The sequence below is a fragment of the Mycoavidus sp. B2-EB genome, assembly GCF_014218255.1.
Lineage (GTDB): Bacteria > Pseudomonadota > Gammaproteobacteria > Burkholderiales > Burkholderiaceae > Mycoavidus.
The window spans coordinates 232742-254320 of sequence record NZ_AP021872.1 but is presented as its reverse complement, the minus strand read 5'-3'; the positions used below and the strand labels follow the sequence as shown (position 1 = coordinate 254320).

Genomic DNA, 21579 nt, shown 5'->3' with positions numbered 1-21579 from the left:
CTTTTCTCCGTAAGTCGGCTTAATTCCGGTCAAGGTCAATGTCAATCCCGAGCGAGCGAATTTCTTTCACTAGCACGTTAAAAGATTCAGGCATGCCTGCATCAATCACATGTTCGCCCTTAACCAGGTTTTCATAAATCTTAGTGCGGCCAGTTACATCGTCTGATTTTACGGTCAACATTTCCTGTAACACATAGGCTGCGCCGTAGGCCTCGAGCGCCCACACCTCCATCTCACCAAAACGCTGGCCACCAAACTGGGCTTTACCGCCCAACGGCTGTTGCGTAACAAGTGAGTAAGGACCGGTTGAGCGAGCATGCATCTTGTCATCGACCAGATGATGCAATTTCAGCATATGCATATAGCCTACGGTGACTGGGCGATCAAACGCATCACCTGTGCGCCCGTCATATAACGTGACCTGATTCTTTGACTGAGTCATGCCCAATTGCTCTGCGATAGGATCTGGCCAAGCCAATTCAAGCGCCCGAGCAATTTCGTCTTCACTGGCGCCATCGAAAACAGAAGTGGCAAAGGGCACGCCTTCTTTCAGATTAGAGGCCAGTTCTAACACCTCTTTATCGCTCAGGTCCTCTAACGCTTCCCGCCGACCACTCTCATTGTAGATGGTATGCAAGAACCCGCGCAGCTCAGCTACTTTGGTTTGCGCGCGCAACATATCGCCGATGCGATGCCCTAACCCTTTCGCAGCCCAGCCAAGATGGGTTTCAAGAATCTGCCCAACGTTCATCCGCGATGGCACACCCAATGGATTCAATACAATATCAGCTGGGGTGCCATCGGCCATATATGGCATATCCTCAACCGGTACAATTTTTGAAACCACGCCTTTGTTACCGTGGCGACCCGCCATTTTGTCACCCGACTGCAAGCGACGCTTAACCGCCAGGTAGACTTTAACCATTTTCAGAACGCCTGGCGGCAATTCATCACCCTGGGTTAGCTTTTTGCGCTTTTCTTCAAAGGCCAGATCAAACTGATGGCGTTTTTGCGCAATTGACTCTTTAATCGCCTCAAGCTGTGCCGCCGCGTCTTCGTCCGCTAAACGCAAATCAAACCAGTGGTAGTGGTCCAGATCGGCTAAATAGTCGGCTGTGATTTTCGCGCCTTTGGCGAGCTTTTTAGGCCCCCCATTGACGACCCGACCTACTAGCATTTTTTCTAACCGCTGAAACGCATCCCCTTCAACAATGCGCAATTGGTCATTCAAATCAAGGCGATAGCGTTTAAGCTCATCGTCAATAATTTGTTGCGCGCGCTTGTCGCGCTCAATGCCTTCCCGCGTAAATACTTGTACATCAATCACTGTACCGCTCATCCCTGAGGGTACACGCAGCGACGTATCTTTCACATCAGAAGCTTTTTCACCAAAAATTGCGCGCAGCAATTTTTCTTCTGGCGTTAGCTGAGTTTCACCCTTTGGCGTGACTTTACCGACTAATACATCGCCCGCTTCAACTTCAGCGCCAATATAAATAATCCCTGAATCATCCAATCGACCCAACTGGGTTTCAGCTAAGTTCGAAATGTCACACGTGATTTCTTCTGAACCTAATTTGGTGTCACGCGCCACGACATTCAACTCTTCGATATGAATTGAGGTATAGCGATCATCCACGACAACTTTCTCAGAAATCAAAATCGAATCTTCAAAGTTGTAACCATTCCAGGGCATAAACGCAACCAGCATATTCTGCCCTAGCGCAAGCTCGCCAATATCCGTTGAAGCGCCGTCAGCCAGCACATCCCCGCGCACAATCCGATCTCCAACCTTCACAATCGGGCGCTGATTGATATTCGTATTTTGGTTAGAACGGGTGTATTTAATGAGATTATAAATATCAACCCCGGTATCACCTGAGACAGCTTCGTCATCATTGACCCGAATTACAATCCGAGCGGCATCGACGTAATCCACTACCCCACCACGAAACGCTTGCACAGTTGTGCCAGAATCCACGGCTACCGTACGCTCTACACCCGTGCCCACTAACGCTTTTTCAGGGCGCAAGCAAGGCACCGCCTGCCGTTGCATATTCGATCCCATTAACGCGCGATTCGCATCATCGTGCTCAAGAAATGGAATTAACGAAGCCGCCACAGAGACAATCTGAGAAGGCGCAACATCCATATATTGCACACGCTCCGGGGTAACCATCAAGGTCTCGCCCGCTTCACGCGCAGACACTAGCTCATCGGTCAGCGTGCCATCGTCAGACACCGCGGCATTCGCTTGCGCAATCACATAACGACCTTCTTCAATCGCCGATAGATAGTCGATTTTGTTCGTCACTTTACCTGCATCTACCTTACGATAAGGCGTTTCCAGGAAACCATATTCATTCAGGTGAGCATACAGCGACAGCGAATTAATCAGACCAATGTTCGGGCCTTCCGGCGTTTCGATCGGGCATACACGGCCATAATGCGTTGGATGCACATCGCGCACTTCAAACCCTGCTCGCTCACGCGTCAAACCACCTGGCCCCAACGCTGAGACACGGCGTTTGTGCGTGATTTCAGACAATGGATTCGTTTGATCCATAAACTGCGACAGCTGTGAGGATCCAAAAAACTCTCGAATGGCCGATGAAATAGGCTTCGAGTTAATCAAATCATGCGGCATCAGATTTTCACTTTCTGCCTGTCCCAATCTTTCTTTAACCGCGCGCTCAACTCGTACTAAACCCATACGGAATTGATTCTCTGCAAGTTCACCGACACAACGTACACGGCGATTGCCAAGGTGATCAATATCATCAACCTCACCTTTACCATTACGCAACTCAACAAGAATTTTAATCGTGGCGAGAATATCGTCGTTATCAAGCGTCATAGCGCCAGTGATCTCTTCACTACCCACTCGACGATTAAACTTCATACGACCTACTTTCGATAGATCGTAAGTATCTTCGCTGAAGAAAAGCCGGGTAAATAGCGCTTCAACAGCTTCTTCGGTAGGCGGCTCGCCCGGACGCATCATGCGGTAAATAGCAATGCGCGCTGCCGTTTTATCTGCTGTTTCATCAATGCGAAGCGTCTGAGAAATATACGGACCTTGATCTAAATCATTCGTGTATAACGTTTGAATTTCTTTGATTTCAGCTTCGCGTAATTTCGCTAGCAGCGCATCGGTGATTTCTTCATTAGCTTCGGCCAATACTTCGCCAGTTTGCGTATCCACGACAGCTTTCGCAAGCACCCGACCCAGTAGATAATCTTCCGGCACGGAGATCGTTTCAGTCTTTGCGCTCTCAAGATCACGGATATGCTTTGCATTAACCCGCTTATCTTTTTGCACAATGACCTTGCCATTTTTATCAAGAATGTCAAAGCGTGCGACTTCCCCGCGCAACCGTTCAGGAACAAATTTAATCAGCGCGCCTTCGTTCATCAATTTGAATTGGTCAAACATAAAGAAATGCGCGAGGATTTCCTCGGCATTTAAACCAATCGCTTTGAGAAGAATCGTCACCGGCATTTTGCGGCGGCGGTCTACACGGAAATATAAAGAATCTTTTGGATCAAATTCAAAATCTAGCCATGAGCCGCGATACGGGATAATCCGTGCAGAAAAAAGTAATTTACCGGAGCTATGCGTCTTGCCTTTATCATGCTCGAAGAAAACGCCTGGCGAACGATGCAACTGGGACACAATAACGCGTTCTGTGCCATTGATCACAAAAGAGCCCGTCGGTGTCATCAGCGGCATTTCGCCCATATACACTTCTTGCTCTTTCACCTCTTTGATGACTGGCTTACTTGGCGAATCTTTGTCTAGCAACACCAAACGCACTTTAGCGCGCAATGCTGAGCAGAAAGTCAAGCCACGTTGTTGGCACTCTTTAACATCAAAAGCAGGTGGCGACAAACTATAGTTAACGAATTCAAGACGTGCGAAACCATTATGCGAGACGATTGGAAAAACCGACATAAATGCCGCTTGCAACCCCTCAGGCTTGCGCTTTCCAAGCGCGCTATCCGCCGGCAACTCTTCAAGTTTGCGCTTCTTCCTAGGCGCGCTATCCGCGTCGCTATCCGCTTGCAACGCCTCCAGTTTGCGCGTCTTCCCAGGCACGCTATCCGCTTGCAAAAAGTCGCTAAAAGACTCAAGTTGAGTCGCTAATAAGAATGGGACTTGGTGAACATTTAAGCGCTTCGCAAAACTTTTACGAATGCGCTTTTTTTCCGTGAAAGAATATTGCATACGATACGATCCGCCCTCAAGACAGCTAACAAATGACGAAATAATCGCTTGGTGATTGGCCACTACCAACCGCTAGCTGACGACGGCGGATTCACCCGCTGCCCGACCAAACTTATTTTAAACGCAATTTTTAGCTTTAAAAATTAAAGAAAAATACCGTGTTTAAACTGACCCACGTTACTTTCATTTAATTTCTTAAAAATCCTCACCACGGACAAAAAGGCCGGCGGAATCAACCGCCAGCCTTTATATCACTACTTAACAATCTTTTCCGCTAAAGCTGAAAAGATTATGATTACTTAATTTCAGCTTTAGCACCAGCTTCTTCAAGTTTCTGCTTAATTTTTTCAGCTTCTGCTTTAGGCACGCTTTCTTTCACAGGCTTAGGTGCTGCATCGACCAAGTCTTTAGCTTCTTTCAAGCCTAAACCAGTGATTTCACGCACCGCTTTAATGACGGAAACTTTACTTGCACCCGTTTCAGTCAGCGTGACTGTAAATTCAGTTTGCTCTTCTGCCGCCGCCGCCGCGCCGCCAGCTGGGCCAGCAACCGACAAGGCTGCAGCAGATACGCCAAACTTCTCTTCAAATGCCTTAACCAGCTCATTTAACTCTAAAACAGACATTGCGCCAACGGCTTCAAGAATGTCTTCTTTTACTATTGCCATTTTAAAATACTCCTAAATTGAAATCAGCTTTGGCTGCTTATACAGCCCGACTTAGGCCGGTTCGCCTTGAGCTTCGCTTTGTTTTTTCTCGCTTAATGCAGCCAAGGCGCGTGCAAAGCCGGAAAGCGGCGCTTGCATGACCCCTAACAGCTTAGCAAGTAGCTCTTCGCGGCTTGGGATGTTGGCTAGCGCTTGCACTGCCGCCTGATCCATCACCTTACCTTCATAAACGCCCGAGCGAATCACCAGCTTATCGTTGCTTTTAGCAAAGTTATGCAAAACCTTTGCAGCAGCAATAGCATCCTCAGAAATACCGTAAATTAACGGACCTGTCATCTGCTCAGTTAACAAGGCAAATGGCGTATCTGCAACAGCGCGGCGCACCAACGTATTTTTTAAAACACGCAGATACACCTGTTGCTCACGCGCTTTCGCCCTTAACCGAGTGAGATCACCCACCGTAATTCCACGATATTCAGCTAAGACCATCGTCTGAGCTTGCGCAACTTTCGCCGCGACCTCAGCTACGACTGCTTGCTTATCTTCTCTATTGAGTGGCACGGTTAAACTCCAAATTGAATGCACAATATCTGCAATATTGCGCACCACGTTAAATCGGCGTCCGAGGTTAGGCGTTAACGCCACCGGTTTCAATGCTAAGAAACTTTTTCGGGGTCGCCATCTGCGTTGGCTAAAAATTAAGGATTTGTTTAACTACAACGTACCCACCAACGGTCTTTGATAACCAGCGCGACACGCAATCCTTGCCGTACCGCACTGCCCAAAGTCTGAAAACAGGATAATGCTCTGTACTGAATCATTCCATATACAGTGCATCACCTGAGAAAATTTTGCCCTAACGCTTAAGCAGCTAACGTATTTTGATCGACCCGCACGCCAGCGCCCATCGTGCTTGATACGGCAATCTTACGTAGGTAAACCCCTTTACTCGTGGCTGGCTTAGCTTTTTGCAAGGCTTCAATTAAAGCCAGCAAATTGGTGCGCAAAGCTGACGCTTCAAATGAAGCGCGGCCAATCGTTGCATGAATCAAACCGGCTTTATCAACACGGAATTGGATCTGCCCGGCTTTCGCATTTTTAACTGCGGTTGCAACATCAGGCGTTACGGTGCCAACTTTCGGGTTTGGCATCAAGCCACGCGGACCCAATATGGTTCCTAGCGCGCCAACAATACGCATCGTATCTGGCGAGGCAATCACGACATCGAAATTCAAGTTGCCGGCCTTAATTTGCTCAGCAAGATCTTCCATGCCCACAATATCAGCCCCAGCAGCACGTGCTTGCTCGGCTTTCTCACCTTGAGCGAAAACCGCAACGCGGGTTACTTTACCGGTGCCTGCGGGCAATACCACGGAGCCGCGCACAACTTGATCGGATTTTTTCGCATCGATACCTAATCGAACCGCAATATCGATAGATTCATCAAATTTAGCGGTAGCGCAGGTTTTGACTAGATTAAGCGCTTCATCGACTGGATAGAGTTTTGACCGATCGACTTTGCCCTCTAATGCACGTAAACGTTTTGAAAGCTTTGCCATTTATAGACCCTCCACCGTTATGCCCATTGACCGAGCGCTGCCGGCAATACTTCTCACTGCAGCAGCTAAATCAGCGGCGGTGAGATCTGGCATTTTAGCCTTAGCAATCTCTTCCGCTTGAGCCAACGTAATTTGACCCACTTTATCTGTATGTGGCTTCGGCGAGCCTTTATCCACTTTAGCGGCTTTTTTGATTAATACAGTCGCGGGGGGGGTTTTTAGAACAAACGTGAAGCTTTTGTCAGCAAACGCGGTGATCACCACCGGCACTGGCAAACCTGGCTCCATGCCTTGCGTTTGCGCGTTAAACGCTTTGCAAAACTCCATGATATTTAAGCCGCGTTGACCCAAAGCTGGGCCAACAGGAGGCGAGGGATTCGCTTTCCCGGCAGGAATTTGTAACTTAATAAAGCCGATGATTTTTTTGGCCATTTTAACACCTCAGTTAAACTTAAAAATTGCTACCGTTGCAATACGCTCAGCCACTTCGCTGCCGCATCATCAAGTTTGCAACCTCTTAAGCCGAACGCTAAGCGTTCGATGAGTCATAACGCACTTCAGATAGAGGCTAATTTTGCGCCACTCTTCCATGCTCCTCTTCAGTCATTACGCGGACTGTACGCAAAAACCATTACAGCTTCTCAACCTGTCCAAATTCAAGCTCAACCGGCGTGGCCCGCCCAAAAATGGTGACCGACACCCGCAGACGAGATTTCTCGTAGTTGACCTCGTCAATACTGCCATTGAAATCGGTGAACGGACCCTCTTTGATCCGCACTAGCTCGCCCGCCTCAAAAAGTGTCTTAGGCCGAGGCTTTTCAACACCTTCTTGCATTTGAGACATGATTTTGTCAACTTCAAGCTGTGAAATCGGGCTTGGGCGATTACGCACGCCCCCCACAAAACCCGTCACCTTCGCCGTATTTTTGACGAGATGCCAAGTTTCATCGGTCATGTCCATTTCAACCAACACATAGCCCGGAAAGAAACGCCGTTCCGTGACAGTTTTCTGGCCAGCGCGAATTTCAATGACCTCTTCAGTCGGAACGAGAATCCGGCCGAATTTGTCTTGCATGCCAGCCCGGTCAATACGTTCTTGCAATGCGCGCTGCACGCTCTTTTCCATCCCGGAATAGGCGTGCACGACATACCAACGTTTACTGCCGGCAGAAGATACCGCGGTATCACTCATATATTATTTCCAGCCCAAAATCAGCGAAAAAACCGCCCATTCAATTATTTTGTCGCCAACCCACAGATAGACAGCCATCAGCAATACAAAAACAAACACAATGAGCGTAGTCTGCCCAGCCTCTTTACGTGTTGGCCAGACCACCTTTCTAATTTCACGCCAGGCTTCTTTTGTGAAGCCGATAAAATTTTTGCCAGCTGATGAAAACAGCGCAACCACGCTGCCCATACCTAGGCCACTTAACAACAACGCGCCACGGATATACCATGGCTGATTGCCGTAGAAATAAAAAGCGGCGCCTCCGGCGACCGCCAACAATACTGCTAACGCAAGCATCCATTTGCTCTGCGCCGGATTGACGTTATCAACGGAAGGATTTGCCATCACAGCCAGAAAAGTAAATAAACCATGAGATCATCAAAAAATAATCAAGCAGTAATTTGGATCTGCTTATTTTTTGCATTATCTCAAATTGGCAGGGGCAGAGGGAATCGAACCCCCAACCTTCGGTTTTGGAGACCGACGCTCTGCCAGTTGAGCTATACCCCTAAACAGAAAATCCGAGGCTTGGCTAGTTAAGTAACTCAGCCTAAGCCCCGCAAACCTCGCGGCAAAATACCCGCTTAGTTTATCACTATTTTATGATTGTGCTTACGACACCAGCACCGACAGTACGGCCGCCTTCACGAATCGCAAACCGCAGTCCTTCTTCCATTGCGATTGGATCAATCAATTTCACTGTAATGGTTACATTGTCGCCGGGCATCACCATTTCTTTGCCTTCTGGCAATGAAATTGAACCCGTTACGTCTGTCGTACGGAAATAAAACTGAGGCCGGTAATTGCTGAAGAATGGCGTATGACGCCCACCTTCATCTTTGCTCAGCACATAAATTTCAGCCGTAAATTCCGTATGCGGCGTAATCGTCTTTGGTTTAGCTAATACTTGACCACGTTCGACATCTTCACGTGCTGTACCGCGCAACAAAATTCCGACGTTGTCGCCAGCCTGACCTTGATCCAACAATTTGCGGAACATTTCAACACCCGTGCAAATCGTTTTTGCGGTGTCTCTAATACCAACAATTTCAAGCTCTTCGCCAACCTTAACTACGCCACGCTCAACCCGGCCAGTGACCACGGTACCGCGTCCGGAGATCGAGAACACATCTTCGATTGGCATCAAAAAGGGCTCATCAATCGCACGCTTAGGAGTTGGAATATAAGTATCCAACGCTTCGGCCAATTGCAAAATAGCTTGCTTACCTAATTCGCCTTCATCCCCTTCAAGAGCCAGCTTCGCCGATCCTTTGATAATTGGCGTATCGTCCCCAGGAAATTCATATTTGGTGAGCAAATCACGCACTTCCATTTCGACCAATTCCAGCAACTCTGGATCGTCAACCATATCGCATTTATTTAAAAACACAATGATGTAAGGCACCCCAACTTGACGCGCGAGAAGAATATGCTCGCGTGTCTGTGGCATTGGGCCATCAGCAGCTGAGCATACGAGAATCGCACCATCCATTTGCGCCGCGCCCGTGATCATGTTTTTCACATAATCCGCGTGCCCTGGGCAATCAACGTGCGCATAATGACGCTCTTTCGTCTCATACTCAACGTGTGCTGTATTGATCGTGATACCGCGAGCCTTTTCTTCTGGCGCAGCATCAATCTGATCATAATCTTTTTTCTCACCACCGTAGATGATTGACAATACAGTGGTGATTGCCGCTGTCAAAGTCGTTTTACCATGATCCACGTGACCGATCGTTCCTACGTTAACGTGCGGCTTGCTTCGTTCAAACTTACTTTTGGCCATTCCTTAACTCCTAAATAGGATTTCCATTCATTGCGCCGCGCGCAAATCGTATCAAAAAAACAATTACTAAAATCGACTGGTGCCCATGGGCAGGATCGAACTGCCGACCTCTCCCTTACCAAGGGAGTGCTCTACCACTGAGCCACATGGGCTCGCTGAGCCCAGCTAACTTGGAGCGGGTGAAGGGAATCGAACCCTCGTTTTAAGCTTGGAAGGCTTCTGCTCTACCATTGAGCTACACCCGCCTAATTCAGCAGACTCAATAACTAACCTGGTGGAGGAGATTGGATTCGAACCAATGTAGGCGTAAGCCAACAGATTTACAGTCTGCCCCCTTTAGCCACTCGGGCACCCCTCCACGGAGAATTGGGCATTATCAAGTAGAGCCTTCGCATTGTCAACTGTTGTATACTAAAAAATACTGTAGCCGCACTCGTTTTTACCCTTATATTTATACCCGTGTCATTGCTACATTTTCTGACTCCATGGGAGCCATCTGCATTTCTGGTTGCGATTTTTGTCATCACGAGCGCGCTCTACTTACGCGGCGCGCAGCGCGCACGCGTGAGCATGGTTCGGCAAAGCGCATTTTGGTTCGGTTTAGTTCTATTTTATATCGCCCTGCATACGCGCGTGGATTACTATGCGGAGCATGAATTTTTCGCGCACCGGCTGCAACACCTCGTATTACATCATCTGGCACCATTATTAGTCATGGCGGCTTATCCGGGCGGCGCACTGCGCGCTGGCTTACCCATACTATGGCGTACCCGTTTACGCGCTGTGGCTCAACAACCCTGGGCACGCGCGCTGGCCAATATCTGCTTGCAGCCAACCCTAATTTCATTGCTTTTTGTCGCCTCGGTACTCGTCTGGTTAATTCCATCCGTGCAGTTTATATCGATGATTAACTGGCGCCTGTATTTATTCATGAATTGGTCCGTCGCGGTCACTGGCCTTCTATATTGGTGGCTTTTATTGGACCATCGGCCAGCACCGCCCGCGCGCTTAGGAGCAGGCTTGCGCGTTTTGTCGCCGCTTTTGACGATGACTCCGCAAATTCTCGCCGGGGCCATTATTGCTTTTACTCAACGTGACCTATATCCAATTTTTGATCTGTGCGGCCGCGCCTTTGGCTTGCCGGCCTTAACGGATCAGAGTATTGGAGGGTTAATTATGTGGGTGCCCGCCTCATTTTTAGAAGGTATTGGCGGCCTGCTGGCTTTACGGCACTGGACTCGATTGTCACAAAAAAACCGCCCACATTAAGATTGGCCTTTATAATCCGCAGTTGTTCACATTCGTTTTATAATTCTGCATTCTCTATTTTTTTTGCCTGCGTTGACTACCACCGCCCCCTCTTTAAATAGCTCAAGCATCCTCGCGCCAATCGCCAGCGATATGCAACAGCTCAATCATGTGATTCGACAGCACCTGGCTTCTGAAGTCGTGCTCATCAACCAGATTGCCGAACATTTAATTAACGCTGGCGGCAAACGACTGCGGCCCGCGCTTTTACTGCTTGTAGCGAACGCGCTAGGCGCGCATGGCGAACCCTGTCACAAACTCGCGGCAATCATTGAATTTATCCATACCGCGACTCTTTTACATGATGATGTGGTGGACGAATCCGATTTGCGGCGCGGCAGAAAAACCGCGAACGCGCTGTTTGGCAATGCCGCAAGCGTATTAGTTGGGGATTTCTTATATTCGCGCGCCTTCCAAATGATGGTAGAGGTTGACGACTCACGCGTAATGCAGATTTTGTCACATGCGACAAATGTCATCGCAGAAGGAGAAGTGCTGCAATTATTGAATATGCATGACGCCAAAGTCGACGAGACCCGCTATATGCAAGTGATTTGCTATAAAACCGCAAAACTCTTTGAAGCCTCGGCGCAGCTTGGCGCAATCTTGGCGCAAGCTCCTGCACCGCTTGAAGCCGCCGCCATTGAATTTGGTCAGCGCATCGGGACGGCCTTCCAACTTATGGATGATTGGCTCGATTATGCGGGTTATGTTGGCTCAATGGGCAAAAATGCCGGCTGCGATTTATCTGAAGGCAAACCCACTCTACCCCTCATTTACCTGATTGAGCATGGAACCGCCGAGCAAAAAGCCTTGGCCCGCGCCGCCATTGAGCAAGGCGGCACCGATCACGCGGCGCCGATTCTCGCCGCCATGCAGACCTCAGGCGCACTCGACTACGCTTTAGCTTGCGCTGAACGCGAAGCCAACGCAGCAGCCAAAGCATTACACTCGTTGCCAAGCTCTATCTATAAAGATAGTTTGCTAGCGTTATGCGCCTATTCAACAGTGCGCCGAGCTTAACCCTATTTAGCTAGGTTTCTCTATAATTCGCGCTTGTCTTGCCAATTCTGCTATAGTTAGTCTAATTAAAAATCTAGTAGAATTTTCAACTCTATTTAAACTTATTCCAAGTGGAATCATTTCCTTTATGGGCGCAGCTTAGTTTAATTGCTTTCCTGCTGCTGCTATCTGGCTTTTTTTCGATCTCCGAAGCCTCTATGCTGGCGCTTAATCGCCACCGGCTTAAGCATCTGATTAAGAAAGGTGTGTTCGGCGCGCGCACCACGCATCGGTTATTGAAGCACACGGAAAAATTATTAAGCGTTATTCTAATTGGCAATAACCTGATTAACACCCTCATTCCGGTGCTCACTACCGCGATTGCATTACGCACTTTTGGCACCAACAATTTAGCTTTATCGATTACCACGGGTGGGGTTGCGTTTCTCATCATCGTATTTAGCGAAATTACGCCCAAAATCATTGGCGCCGCTTGGCCCGAAAAAATTGCATTACCCGCGAGCTTGGCGCTGAGCCCCTTAATGCGCATCACCCGCCCGCTGGTCTGGTTTGTTAATTTATTTGTTTCAGCACTACTTCGCATCTTACGTCTCGATACCCGCAAGGCCAAAGAACATCGTCTGTCGATAGACGAATTGCGCACCATCGTACTTGAATCGGCTCATTTTATACCTCATAAACACCGTAGCATATTGCTGAACCTATTTGATCTTGAAAACCTCACAGTCGATGACGTGATGGTGCCACGTACACGCATCGAAGCGCTTGATCTTGAGGCGCCGCTTGAGATGTTGCTCCAGCAGCTCGATACTTGTTATCACAATAAATTACCGGTTTATCAAGGCGATACTGATCGCATCCTCGGGGTGCTGCAAGTACGCAAAGCATTGGCTGCTAGGCATGGCCACACCCTCAAGCATGAAACCCTCCGCGAATTACTCAATGAGCCTTACTTCGTGCCTAGCGGCACGCCAGTCTTTCAGCAACTCCAATATTTCCAAGAAAACCAACAAAGAATGTGCCTCATCGTCAATGAATATGGCGAAATGTTAGGGTTGGTAACGCCGGAAGACATTATTGAGGAGTTAATTGGCGAATTCACCACGACCATGCCACGCACGAGTGGTACCTGCACGGACTGGAATGCGAAAGGCGAATGCATCGTCGCCGGCAGTATGCCATTGCGCGAGCTAAACCGCTTGCTTAATCTACAGTTACCGGTACAAGGGCCCAAAACGCTAAATGGTCTAATCCTTGAAGTACTACGCGAAATCCCCGATGGAGATGTGAGTTTGCAAATCAACGGCTGTCGCATGGAAGTCATGCAAATTGATCATCAAACGGTTAAAACCATCAAATTATTCCGCCCCCCACAAGATAGCGCAAATGAAATGAATCTCTGATTTAAAAAGTGAGAGGCTCATTTCAGGCAAACTAACAAAACCGTCTTGCACACGCCAACTAGCCGCATAACTATAAAAATAATGCTCTAGTAAGAATTAACCAAATGGCTGAATTGCAACTGTGAGCGGCGTGAGCGAAGATGAATTCTTTAATTCAAAACAGCGCCACGACCCAGCGCTGACTTTTTTTCGCCATGACCGCTCATCCAGGCCAAATTCTGCTGCAAACAACAGATATAAATCCACCTTGGAACTCAGCAACTACAGCACCAGGCTCACTTTCATCTGAAGCAGAGAATAATGCTCCGGCCGTGCGCTTATTGCGCGAAATTTTGCGCGCAGCCTCCACCCGGCTCGCCTCTGATATACATATTGAATCAAACGAGCATGATTGGCGCATTCGACTCCGCATCGATGGCGTACTGCATGAAACCATGCGGCCCCCACCCTATCTAAGAGACCCGCTTATCTGTTGCGTGAAAGTACTCGCTCATCTCGATATCGCCGAGCGCCGCATCCCTCAAGACGGGCGCCTCAAACTACACGTCACAGCAGAAAAATTTGAAGAATTCCGGGTGAATACGCTACCCACTTTATGGGGCGAAAAACTCGTCTTGCGGCGACTGGATACACTTCCAGCAGCGCTAACTTTCACTAGCCTTGGCTTTAACCCCGAACAACAGGCTAAACTTGAAGCCGCAATTCACGCCCCGCATGGCATGGTATTGGTGACTGGCCCAACTGGAAGCGGTAAAACTTTATCGCTCTATTGTTTTTTACAACGCTTAAATCGAGAATCACTGAATATCTGCTCCGTCGAAGACCCGGTAGAAATACAATTAGTCGGCATTAATCAGGTCAGCGTGCGCGAAAAAACCGGCCTCACTTTTGCTGTCGCGCTGCGCGCTTTTTTACGACAAGATCCTGATGTCATTATGGTTGGAGAAATTCGCGATGCTGAAACTGCTAGCGTTGCGCTACAAGCCGCACAAACTGGCCACCTTGTCTTTTCTACGCTGCATACGAATAATGCTCCAGCCACACTCGCGCGCTTGCTTGATATTGGCATTGCGCCTTTCAACTTGGCGTGCGCTATACGCTTAATTATCGCGCAAAGGCTCATCAGAAAACTTTGCTTAGCCTGCCGCGCTCCCATTTCCCGCAATACAACTACTGATGCAATGTTATATAGAGCGGGCTTTGACAAGGCAACCCTAACGCAAGCTTGGCAAGCTTATCGAGCCGTTGGCTGCGCGGCATGTCATAACACAGGTTATCGTGGCCGCATCGGCATCTATCAAGTTATGCCGGTTACGGCCGCTATCCGCACACTTATCCTCGCCCAAGGCAGCGCAGATGCGATTGCCCAACAAGCGCAGCGCGACGGCGTTAAAACCTTACGCGAAGCGGGTCTAGAACAGGTTCACGCTGGCACCACCAGTCTTGAAGAAGTTTTAGCCGTAACCGATGCGAGTGCAGCGACTTTCTAAAATAAAATTCATGCCCCAATCAGGTCCGCCGACGACAGATCATAAGACGCAAGAATTCCGCTTTAAATGGCAAGGGATCAACCCGACGGGTTGCCTTAAAAGTGGCGTATTAATCGCCACTGAAATGAGCACTGCGCGCGCAGCGCTCAAGCAACAAAAAATTATCCCAATTAAAATCATACACCAGGGACGTGCTAAACCTGCTGCGCTGCGCCCAACAGATATAACCACTTTCTCACGGCAACTCGCTAGTCTTTTACAAGCAGGCTTGCCGCTTTTAGCCACCTTAGAGGTGATGGCCGCTAGCCATCCACGCGCACCCTTAAGTCGGGTCACACATGCGCTGGCGCGTGCTGTTGCCCAAGGCCAATATTTATCAACAGCACTGGCTGATTACCCGCAATTTGGTCCAATGTATTGTCAATTAGTGGCGATTGGCGAGACCTCAAGCGCCCTCGCCCCCTTGCTTGCACAACTTGCCGAGCACCGCGAGCAAGCCGCTGCGCAACAAGCGAAATTGCGCGCCGCGCTCAGCTACCCAAGCGGTGTCTTGATATTATCTTTACTGATTACAACCGCCTTAATGATTTGGGTCGTGCCAACTTTTCAACAAATCTTCGAGAGTTTTGGCGCCCCACTTCCTACCCCAACCCGGATTGTTTTATCTCTTTCAAGCGCAATTGCGCATGGTATTGCTCCGGTCACTTTTTTGATTGGCAGCGGAATCTTTATAGCCGCCCTCGGCTTACGCCGCTCAACAGTGCTACGCACCGCCTATGACCATTTACGATTAACGTTACCCATCATTGGCCCGCTGCTACGGCAACTCGCCATAGCACGCTGGACCCACGCCCTCGGAACTCTATTAAAAGCTGGAACGCCCCTAGCCGAAGCATTCAATAGTATGACAAGAATCACGAATAATGCAGTCTTCGATCAGGCGACATGCACTATTTTACAGCGCGTGCAACGCGGCGAACGCCTGGCCCAGGCAATGCGCGCCACCGGCTGCTTTCCGCCAACGGTCTTGCAACCGATTGCCATTGCCGAAGAATCCGGCTCCCTTGACACCATGCTTAACGACCTTGCCATGCTTAATGAACAGCAAGTCGATATGCGCATTACCCTCTTAGCAAATAGCGCTGAGCCGCTTATTATCATCGTACTGGGTCTCTTGATTGGCGGCCTGGTGGTCGCCATGTATCTGCCCATTATTCAACTCGGCAATATTATCTAAGGACAATCTAACGTAAACTTCATGGCTTAATATCTTGCGCAGCTTTTTCAAATGTCTTTTACTACCTTTTCCCTATGCCTCCTAGTGCCGCTACATTAAATGCCTGGGCAGCGAACTTTGCTGTCTTGCCAATTGGCTTTCAGTATATTTGCGCCATACTATTGGGTCTCATTATCGGTAGCTTTCTAAGCGTTGTCGTCCATCGCTTACCCAGCATGCTGCAAATGGCCTGGCAAGAGGAATGGAATCACTTTGCGGCAGACTCAAATACGGCGGATGCAACCCATACGCAGGCAATCACACGTAAAAACCCTCTAGGTAAACCTACCTATAATCTTTGCCTACCACGCTCTCATTGCCCGTCATGCCAACATACGCTCACCCCATTTGAGAATTTACCCCTAGTAGGCTATCTTCTATGCCGCGGCCGCTGTTCTGCATGTCACATTTCAATTAGCCTGCGTTATCCAGCCCTTGAGTTATTGAGCGCCGGCTTAGCAGCCGGCGCGCTATGGCACTTTGGCGCAAGTTGGCAAGCTCTCGCCGTCTTCGGGTTCAGCGCTACTTTATTCGCGCTGGCTTTGATTGATATTGATACGCATTTGCTTCCTGATACGCTCACATTACCCCTCATTTGGGCCGGGCTTTTAGTGAACCTTAACGCGAGCTTTACGCCATTGCACAGCGCAGTGATCGGTGCCGTTGCCGGTTATCTTTTGTTGTGGCTAGTATATTGGGGCTTTCGCTTACTGCGCGGCAAGGAAGGAATGGGCTATGGTGATTTCAAGTTACTGGCGGCGCTCGGTGCCTGGCTTGGATGGCTTGCGCTGCCTCAAATCGTGCTCTTGGCGTCCGCTACCGGGGCATTATTTGGCCTAATCGCCCTGATGAGCGGACATCTAAAAAGAGAGCAACCTCTGCCATTTGGCCCATTTCTTGTTGCAGCAGGCATGATTACGCTATTTTGGCGCGCACCATTTTTTGTTGGCTAACCCCATTCTAAAAAAGCAAAGCCTATGTCCAATTGGGGAAACCCCAATATTTTTGTTTGATTCGCGAGATTTAAAGCACCAGGATGATGAAATTTAACCTCAGGCTTAAAAACACTCATGATTCATTAACTCAATTGCTGCTAACATTTAACAGGATGCAAGGCAGTAGCAGGGGTAATCTTCAAAAATGACGCATCAACACACATTTAATTTATTCTCGATTGGCTTAACAGGAGGCATCGGGTGTGGCAAAACGGCCGTTGCCAACCGCTTTGCCGAGCATGGCGTTACCGTTATCGATACAGACCAGATCGCACATAAGCTCACTGCAATGGATGGCATAGCTATGCCATCCATTGCAGAACATTTCGGCCCAGACTTTATTGCCTCAGATGGCTCGCTTCAACGTGCGCAAATGCGCGCAGAAATTTTTAACAACAAGCAGGCTAAATTACGCCTTGAAGCTATTTTGCACCCGCTTATCCGTCTTGAATGTGAGGCCGCTGCGCGTGTTGCTACAGGCCCATATTTAATGTTTGTCGTGCCTTTATTAATTGAATCTGGCAGTTGGAAAGACCGGGTCGACCGGATCTTGGTTGTTGATTGCTCACCTGCTACGCAAATCAAACGTGTGATGCAGCGCAACGGCTTGACCTGCGAACAAGCGCAAGCAATTATGGCCCACCAAGCAACCCGTGCAACACGTCTAGCCTATGCTGATGATGTTATTTCTAATCAAGAGGATACGCCGCTAATTTGTCTATATAATAAGGTTGATGCATTGCATCAATATTATCTCAAGTTAGCCTAGATACAGCACGCTCTGGGTAAAATGTTTATTTCTGAAAGGCAGACAATTTATAGCGTTACAGGCAATTTTGTGCGAGTGAATATCATTAATTCTGACCAAGATTGCAGCGCTTAAATATGCAGATTAGAATAGACGGTATTTATTCGCCATTTTGCTCCTTTTAATAGGCATTAAGTTTGACCCTTCTTTACGAGTATCCGTTTAACGAACGTATCCGAACACTGCTGCGGTTTGAAGATCTTTTTAACCGCTTTACGTTCTTTTTGTCTCGCGAAAACGCCGAGGAGCACCATGTCGCACTGATGACGCTATTTGAAATCGCCGATGTAGCAGGTCGGGCAGATCTCAAATCCGATCTTAGCAAAGAGCTTGAGCGGCAGCGTCAAACACTCATTTCGTATCGGGATAACCCAGGGATTGATCAAACCACGCTGGAATCAGTGTTAGTAGAAATCACACAGACCCTGACACATCTCAATCAAATACATGGCAAAGCCGGGCAGCATCTGGCGGATAATGAATGGCTCAGCAGTATCCGCAGCCGTTCAGCGATTCCCGGCGGTACTTGCCGCTTTGATTTGCCATCTTACTATGCCTGGCAGCAGGGTCCGCTCGAGCAACGTCGGCATGATATTGCGCAGTGGATAATCCCATTACTGCCACTACGCGATGCGATGGCGATTGTATTAAAATTCGCCCGTGAATCTAGCCAGATCACCAAAGTCATCGCGATCGAAGGCCGCTACCAGCAAATGCTATCTGGCCGCACCTGCCAGTTAATGCAAATACACGTTCCTGCCGAATTGAATGTAATTCCTGAAGCCAGTGCCAATAAATATATGCTATGGGTGCGTTTTACCACGCAAGATGGCGATATGCGTCCAAGGCCGGTGGATGCGGATATTCCCTTCCAACTCACATTATGTAATTTATAATCTAGTTTTGTTGGCTCATGATTCTCTCTTGATTATATGAATATTGTCGTCAATTGCCCCATCTGCAACAGTACCGTCGAATGGAAGTCAGAAAATCACTATCGCCCCTTTTGCTCAGAACGTTGCAAAAAAATTGACCTAGGCACCTGGGCGGCCGAGAATTATGTGATTAGCGAATCCCAAGAAACCCCCGCTGAAGCCGATACCGGCGACGACTCAGACTAAAGCCGACCGCTCTTCTGCTTTAACCAAGCAACGCGGTAGAAGACCCGGCATCGGCCTGCAACCAATCTAGCACCGGCACCGTTGCCGGGAGTACAGGAGCAACCTCGACTGGGATTGTCTGCCAAGCCAGCGCTTGCCCTTCGCGTCCAGTCGGCTCGCCACGCCACGCGGTTACTTTGCAAAAGAATAAACGCACATAGGCATGAGGATAATCATGCTCCAGCACCCGCCAACGCTGGCAGGTTTCAAGCGTCACGCCGAGCTCTTCATGCAGCTCGCGCGCAAGTGCGGCCTCTACCGATTCATGCTCTTCCAACTTACCGCCAGGAAATTCCCAATAGCCTTCATAAGGCTTGCCAGCAGGGCGCTGCGCAAGCAAAAAAGAGCCATCATCGCGCATCAGCACCCCAACCGCTACCTGGGTAACCGGCCGCTCTTGCGGCACCTGCTCGGCCTGTGATTGAGTCACCATAAACTATGTACTAACCCGCCCGTTGATTACTTTGCCGGCCCGACCAATCACGCGCAAATTGCCACGCTACGCGTCCAGAGCGCGAACCGCGCTCAAGCGCCCAAGTAAGAGCCTCACTACGCGCTTGCTCGCAATCAGCATCACTGCACCCAAAATGTTTGAGCCAGTGTCGGATTATCGCAAGATAATCATCTTGTTTAAACGGATAGAAACTAACCCATAAACCAAAGCGTTCGGAAAGTGAAATTTTTTCTTCAACCGCTTCGCCTGGATGAATTTCACCCTCACTGGTAGGGCGGTAACTTTCATTATCGCTCATATACTCCGGCAATAAATGACGGCGATTTGAGGTAGCATAAATGAGCAAATTGTCCGACTGTGCGGCAATTGAGCCATCGAGGGCGACTTTCAGAGCCTTATAACCCGGCTCACCCTCTTCAAAAGATAAATCGTCGCAAAACACAATAAAACGCTCAGGACGTTGCGCAACCGATTCAATAATATCGCCTAATTCATGCAAATCGTCTTTATCAACCTCAATCAGCCGCAAACCGTTTGCGGCAAAACGATTTAAACATGCTTTGATTAAAGAAGATTTACCCGTGCCCCGCGCACCTGTTAACAATACATTGTTAGCGGGCAGTCTTTGCACAAACTGACGCGTATTGGCTTCAATTAATTGCTTTTGTCGGTCAACATTTTGTAAATCATCGAGGGTGATTGCCGATATTTGCGGCACAGGCTGTAAATATCCCTGGCCTTGGCGTACTCGCCAGCGAAATGCCACCGATCGCTCCCAATCGACAGCGCCAACCGGCTGTGGCAGCAATCCTTCTAGCCGCTCGAGCAAGCCCTCGGCGCGGCTTAGGAAACGTTCAAGTTTATCCATCTCAATACCATACCCATTCATTTAGCAGCATTCAGCAGGATTTAAGAGCGATAATCTGCATTAATACTCACATATTCATGCGACAAATCACTCGTCCAAATTACCGCATTGGCTTGACCACGCTTTAATACAACGCGTACTGTGATCTCAGGTTTTTGCATCACACGCTGCCCCTCTTCCTCAAGATAATGAGGGTGACGGCCACCTTCTTTCACAACCCAAACATCATCTAGATATAAATCAATTTGATTGACCTCAAGCTTAGCAACCTCCGCATAGCCGATAGCGCATAAAATGCGCCCAAGGTTTGGATCAGAGGCAAAAAAAGCCGTTTTGACGAGTGGCGAATGAGCAATCGCATAGGCAACCTGCCGACATTCCGCGGGCGTCGCCCCCCCTTCAACCTGAATCGTAATAAATTTTGTCGCGCCCTCAGCATCGCGCACAATCAACTGCGCGAGCGTCTGAGCCAATTCGGTGATCGCATCGCGCAGCACAATATAGGCTGGGTCATCCGTCGAAGTAACCAGCGGCAGATCCGCCTGGCCGGTTGCAACGATAACAAACGAATCATTCGTCGAAGTGTCGCCATCCACCGTAATGCAATTAAACGAACGATCCGCCGCATATTGAGTGAGGCTATCCAGCACTGGCTGAGTGAATCCGGCATCCGTTGCAATAAAACTCAGCATCGTCGCCATATTAGGCCGAATCATGCCAGCGCCCTTGCTGATGCCAGTGAGAGTGATTTGCTTAGTGCCAATTGCAACACGCTGCGAAGCAGCCTTGGCGCGAGTATCAGTCGTCATAATCGCTTCAGCAGCGTCAAACCACTGCGCTGGCGCGCGCATTGCCCACGCCGCAGGTAGCGCTGCATTCAAACGCTCGACCGGAAGTGGCTCAAGAATCACGCCCGTTGAGAATGGCAGCACCTGCTGCGCAGTGATTCCGGCCAGTTGCGCCAATCTAGAACACACCTCATAAGCATGAGCCAGCCCCACTTCACCTGTGCCAGCATTCGCATTACCCGTATTAACCACCAGCGCGCGCACGCCCATCCCACCGCTACGCACCCGCGCCAAATGCTCGCGGCTTACAATGACTGGAGCCGCGCAGAAACGATTGGTTGTAAATACAGCCGATACCGTTGCGCCTTCATCCAACGCCATGACCAGCAAATCTTTACGATTAGGCTTGCGGATATTCGCTTGAGCCCAACCCAGGGTAACTCCAGCCACAGGATAGAGCTGCTCAGGACAAATTAAAGGAAAATTGACGGCCATTTAGAACCCGATTACCAAAGCACCAGACAGATATTTACGC

General features: G+C 49.0%; 20 protein-coding genes and 4 tRNA genes. 9 read left to right on the top strand and 15 right to left on the bottom strand.

Going from position 1 to position 21579, the window contains the following annotated elements:
* Positions 1-19 precede the first annotated feature (19 nt).
* The 12 genes from rpoB to MPB2EB_RS01050 all read right to left on the bottom strand — a co-directional run bounded on the left by rpoB (position 20) and on the right by MPB2EB_RS01050 (position 9829).
* Positions 20-4228, bottom strand: a complete 4209-nt coding sequence (gene rpoB / locus MPB2EB_RS01105; RefSeq protein WP_185182049.1) for a DNA-directed RNA polymerase subunit beta — start codon at positions 4226-4228, stop codon at positions 20-22.
* Positions 4229-4523: 295 nt separating this feature from the next.
* Positions 4524-4895, bottom strand: a complete 372-nt coding sequence (gene rplL / locus MPB2EB_RS01100; protein ID WP_185182048.1) for a 50S ribosomal protein L7/L12 — start codon at positions 4893-4895, stop codon at positions 4524-4526.
* A 51-nt stretch (positions 4896-4946) separates the two neighbouring features.
* Positions 4947-5456 (bottom strand): 50S ribosomal protein L10, encoded by a 510-nt coding sequence (gene rplJ / locus MPB2EB_RS01095; RefSeq protein ID WP_185182608.1) that lies wholly within the window; start codon positions 5454-5456, stop codon positions 4947-4949.
* A gap of 302 nt (positions 5457-5758) precedes the next feature.
* Complete coding sequence (rplA, locus tag MPB2EB_RS01090) at positions 5759-6454, bottom strand: 50S ribosomal protein L1 (RefSeq protein ID WP_185182047.1); 696 nt, start codon at positions 6452-6454, stop codon at positions 5759-5761.
* The gene (gene rplK / locus MPB2EB_RS01085) at positions 6455-6886 is read right to left on the bottom strand and encodes a 50S ribosomal protein L11 (protein WP_026922081.1); all 432 of its coding nucleotides are present in this window, start codon (positions 6884-6886) and stop codon (positions 6455-6457) included. It lies immediately after the preceding gene.
* Between the two features lie 199 nt (positions 6887-7085).
* Entirely contained in the window at positions 7086-7646 is a 561-nt protein-coding gene (gene nusG / locus MPB2EB_RS01080) for a transcription termination/antitermination protein NusG (RefSeq protein WP_185182046.1), read from the bottom strand.
* A 3-nt stretch (positions 7647-7649) separates the two neighbouring features.
* Positions 7650-8030 (bottom strand): preprotein translocase subunit SecE, encoded by a 381-nt coding sequence (gene secE / locus MPB2EB_RS01075; RefSeq protein ID WP_185182045.1) that lies wholly within the window; start codon positions 8028-8030, stop codon positions 7650-7652.
* An 89-nt stretch (positions 8031-8119) separates the two neighbouring features.
* Positions 8120-8195: transfer RNA gene (locus MPB2EB_RS01070), tRNA-Trp, on the bottom strand.
* Between the two features lie 85 nt (positions 8196-8280).
* A complete protein-coding gene (gene tuf / locus MPB2EB_RS01065) occupies positions 8281-9471 on the bottom strand; it encodes an elongation factor Tu (RefSeq protein ID WP_185182044.1) in 1191 nt (396 codons plus the stop codon).
* 77 nt (positions 9472-9548) lie between these two features.
* Positions 9549-9623, bottom strand: a tRNA-Thr gene (locus MPB2EB_RS01060).
* 19 nt (positions 9624-9642) lie between these two features.
* Positions 9643-9716, bottom strand: a tRNA-Gly gene (locus MPB2EB_RS01055).
* A gap of 27 nt (positions 9717-9743) precedes the next feature.
* Positions 9744-9829 (bottom strand) — tRNA-Tyr (locus MPB2EB_RS01050).
* A gap of 101 nt (positions 9830-9930) precedes the next feature.
* On the opposite strand from MPB2EB_RS01050, the gene MPB2EB_RS01045 reads away from it, so the two are divergent.
* The 9 genes from MPB2EB_RS01045 (at position 9931) to MPB2EB_RS01005 (ending at position 18895) form a co-directional block, all read left to right on the top strand.
* The gene (locus MPB2EB_RS01045) at positions 9931-10740 is read left to right on the top strand and encodes a cytochrome c oxidase assembly protein (protein WP_198422338.1); all 810 of its coding nucleotides are present in this window, start codon (positions 9931-9933) and stop codon (positions 10738-10740) included.
* A gap of 72 nt (positions 10741-10812) precedes the next feature.
* Entirely contained in the window at positions 10813-11802 is a 990-nt protein-coding gene (locus tag MPB2EB_RS01040; protein ID WP_370576621.1) for a polyprenyl synthetase family protein, read from the top strand.
* A 110-nt stretch (positions 11803-11912) separates the two neighbouring features.
* Complete coding sequence (locus MPB2EB_RS01035) at positions 11913-13205, top strand: HlyC/CorC family transporter (protein ID WP_185182043.1); 1293 nt, start codon at positions 11913-11915, stop codon at positions 13203-13205.
* Positions 13206-13399: 194 nt separating this feature from the next.
* On the top strand, positions 13400-14695 hold the full coding sequence (locus MPB2EB_RS01030; RefSeq protein WP_185182042.1) for a GspE/PulE family protein: 1296 nt from the start codon (positions 13400-13402) through the stop codon (positions 14693-14695).
* 10 nt (positions 14696-14705) lie between these two features.
* Positions 14706-15932: a type II secretion system F family protein gene (locus tag MPB2EB_RS01025; RefSeq protein WP_185182041.1), complete on the top strand. Its 1227-nt coding sequence runs from the start codon at positions 14706-14708 to the stop codon at positions 15930-15932.
* Between the two features lie 74 nt (positions 15933-16006).
* Positions 16007-16924: an A24 family peptidase gene (locus MPB2EB_RS01020; RefSeq protein WP_185182040.1), complete on the top strand. Its 918-nt coding sequence runs from the start codon at positions 16007-16009 to the stop codon at positions 16922-16924.
* 187 nt (positions 16925-17111) lie between these two features.
* Positions 17112-17735: a dephospho-CoA kinase gene (gene coaE / locus MPB2EB_RS01015; RefSeq protein ID WP_185182039.1), complete on the top strand. Its 624-nt coding sequence runs from the start codon at positions 17112-17114 to the stop codon at positions 17733-17735.
* Between the two features lie 176 nt (positions 17736-17911).
* Complete coding sequence (gene zapD, locus MPB2EB_RS01010; RefSeq protein ID WP_185182038.1) at positions 17912-18670, top strand: cell division protein ZapD; 759 nt, start codon at positions 17912-17914, stop codon at positions 18668-18670.
* A 36-nt stretch (positions 18671-18706) separates the two neighbouring features.
* Positions 18707-18895 carry a DNA gyrase inhibitor YacG gene (locus tag MPB2EB_RS01005; RefSeq protein WP_185182037.1) on the top strand — a complete coding sequence of 63 codons (189 nt, stop codon included), beginning with the start codon at positions 18707-18709 and terminating at the stop codon, positions 18893-18895.
* Positions 18896-18914: 19 nt separating this feature from the next.
* Here the strand turns inward: MPB2EB_RS01005 and MPB2EB_RS01000 are convergent, their stop codons facing one another.
* Genes MPB2EB_RS01000 through argJ form a run of 3 tightly spaced genes read right to left on the bottom strand, consistent with a single transcriptional unit; the run spans position 18915 to position 21539 of the window.
* Positions 18915-19367, bottom strand: coding sequence for an NUDIX domain-containing protein (locus tag MPB2EB_RS01000; RefSeq protein WP_185182036.1), 453 nt, complete (start codon positions 19365-19367; stop codon positions 18915-18917).
* 10 nt (positions 19368-19377) lie between these two features.
* Positions 19378-20256 carry an ATP-binding protein gene (locus MPB2EB_RS00995; RefSeq protein WP_185182035.1) on the bottom strand — a complete coding sequence of 293 codons (879 nt, stop codon included), beginning with the start codon at positions 20254-20256 and terminating at the stop codon, positions 19378-19380.
* Positions 20257-20297: 41 nt separating this feature from the next.
* Positions 20298-21539 (bottom strand): bifunctional glutamate N-acetyltransferase/amino-acid acetyltransferase ArgJ, encoded by a 1242-nt coding sequence (argJ, locus tag MPB2EB_RS00990; RefSeq protein ID WP_185182034.1) that lies wholly within the window; start codon positions 21537-21539, stop codon positions 20298-20300.
* Positions 21540-21579 lie beyond the last annotated feature (40 nt).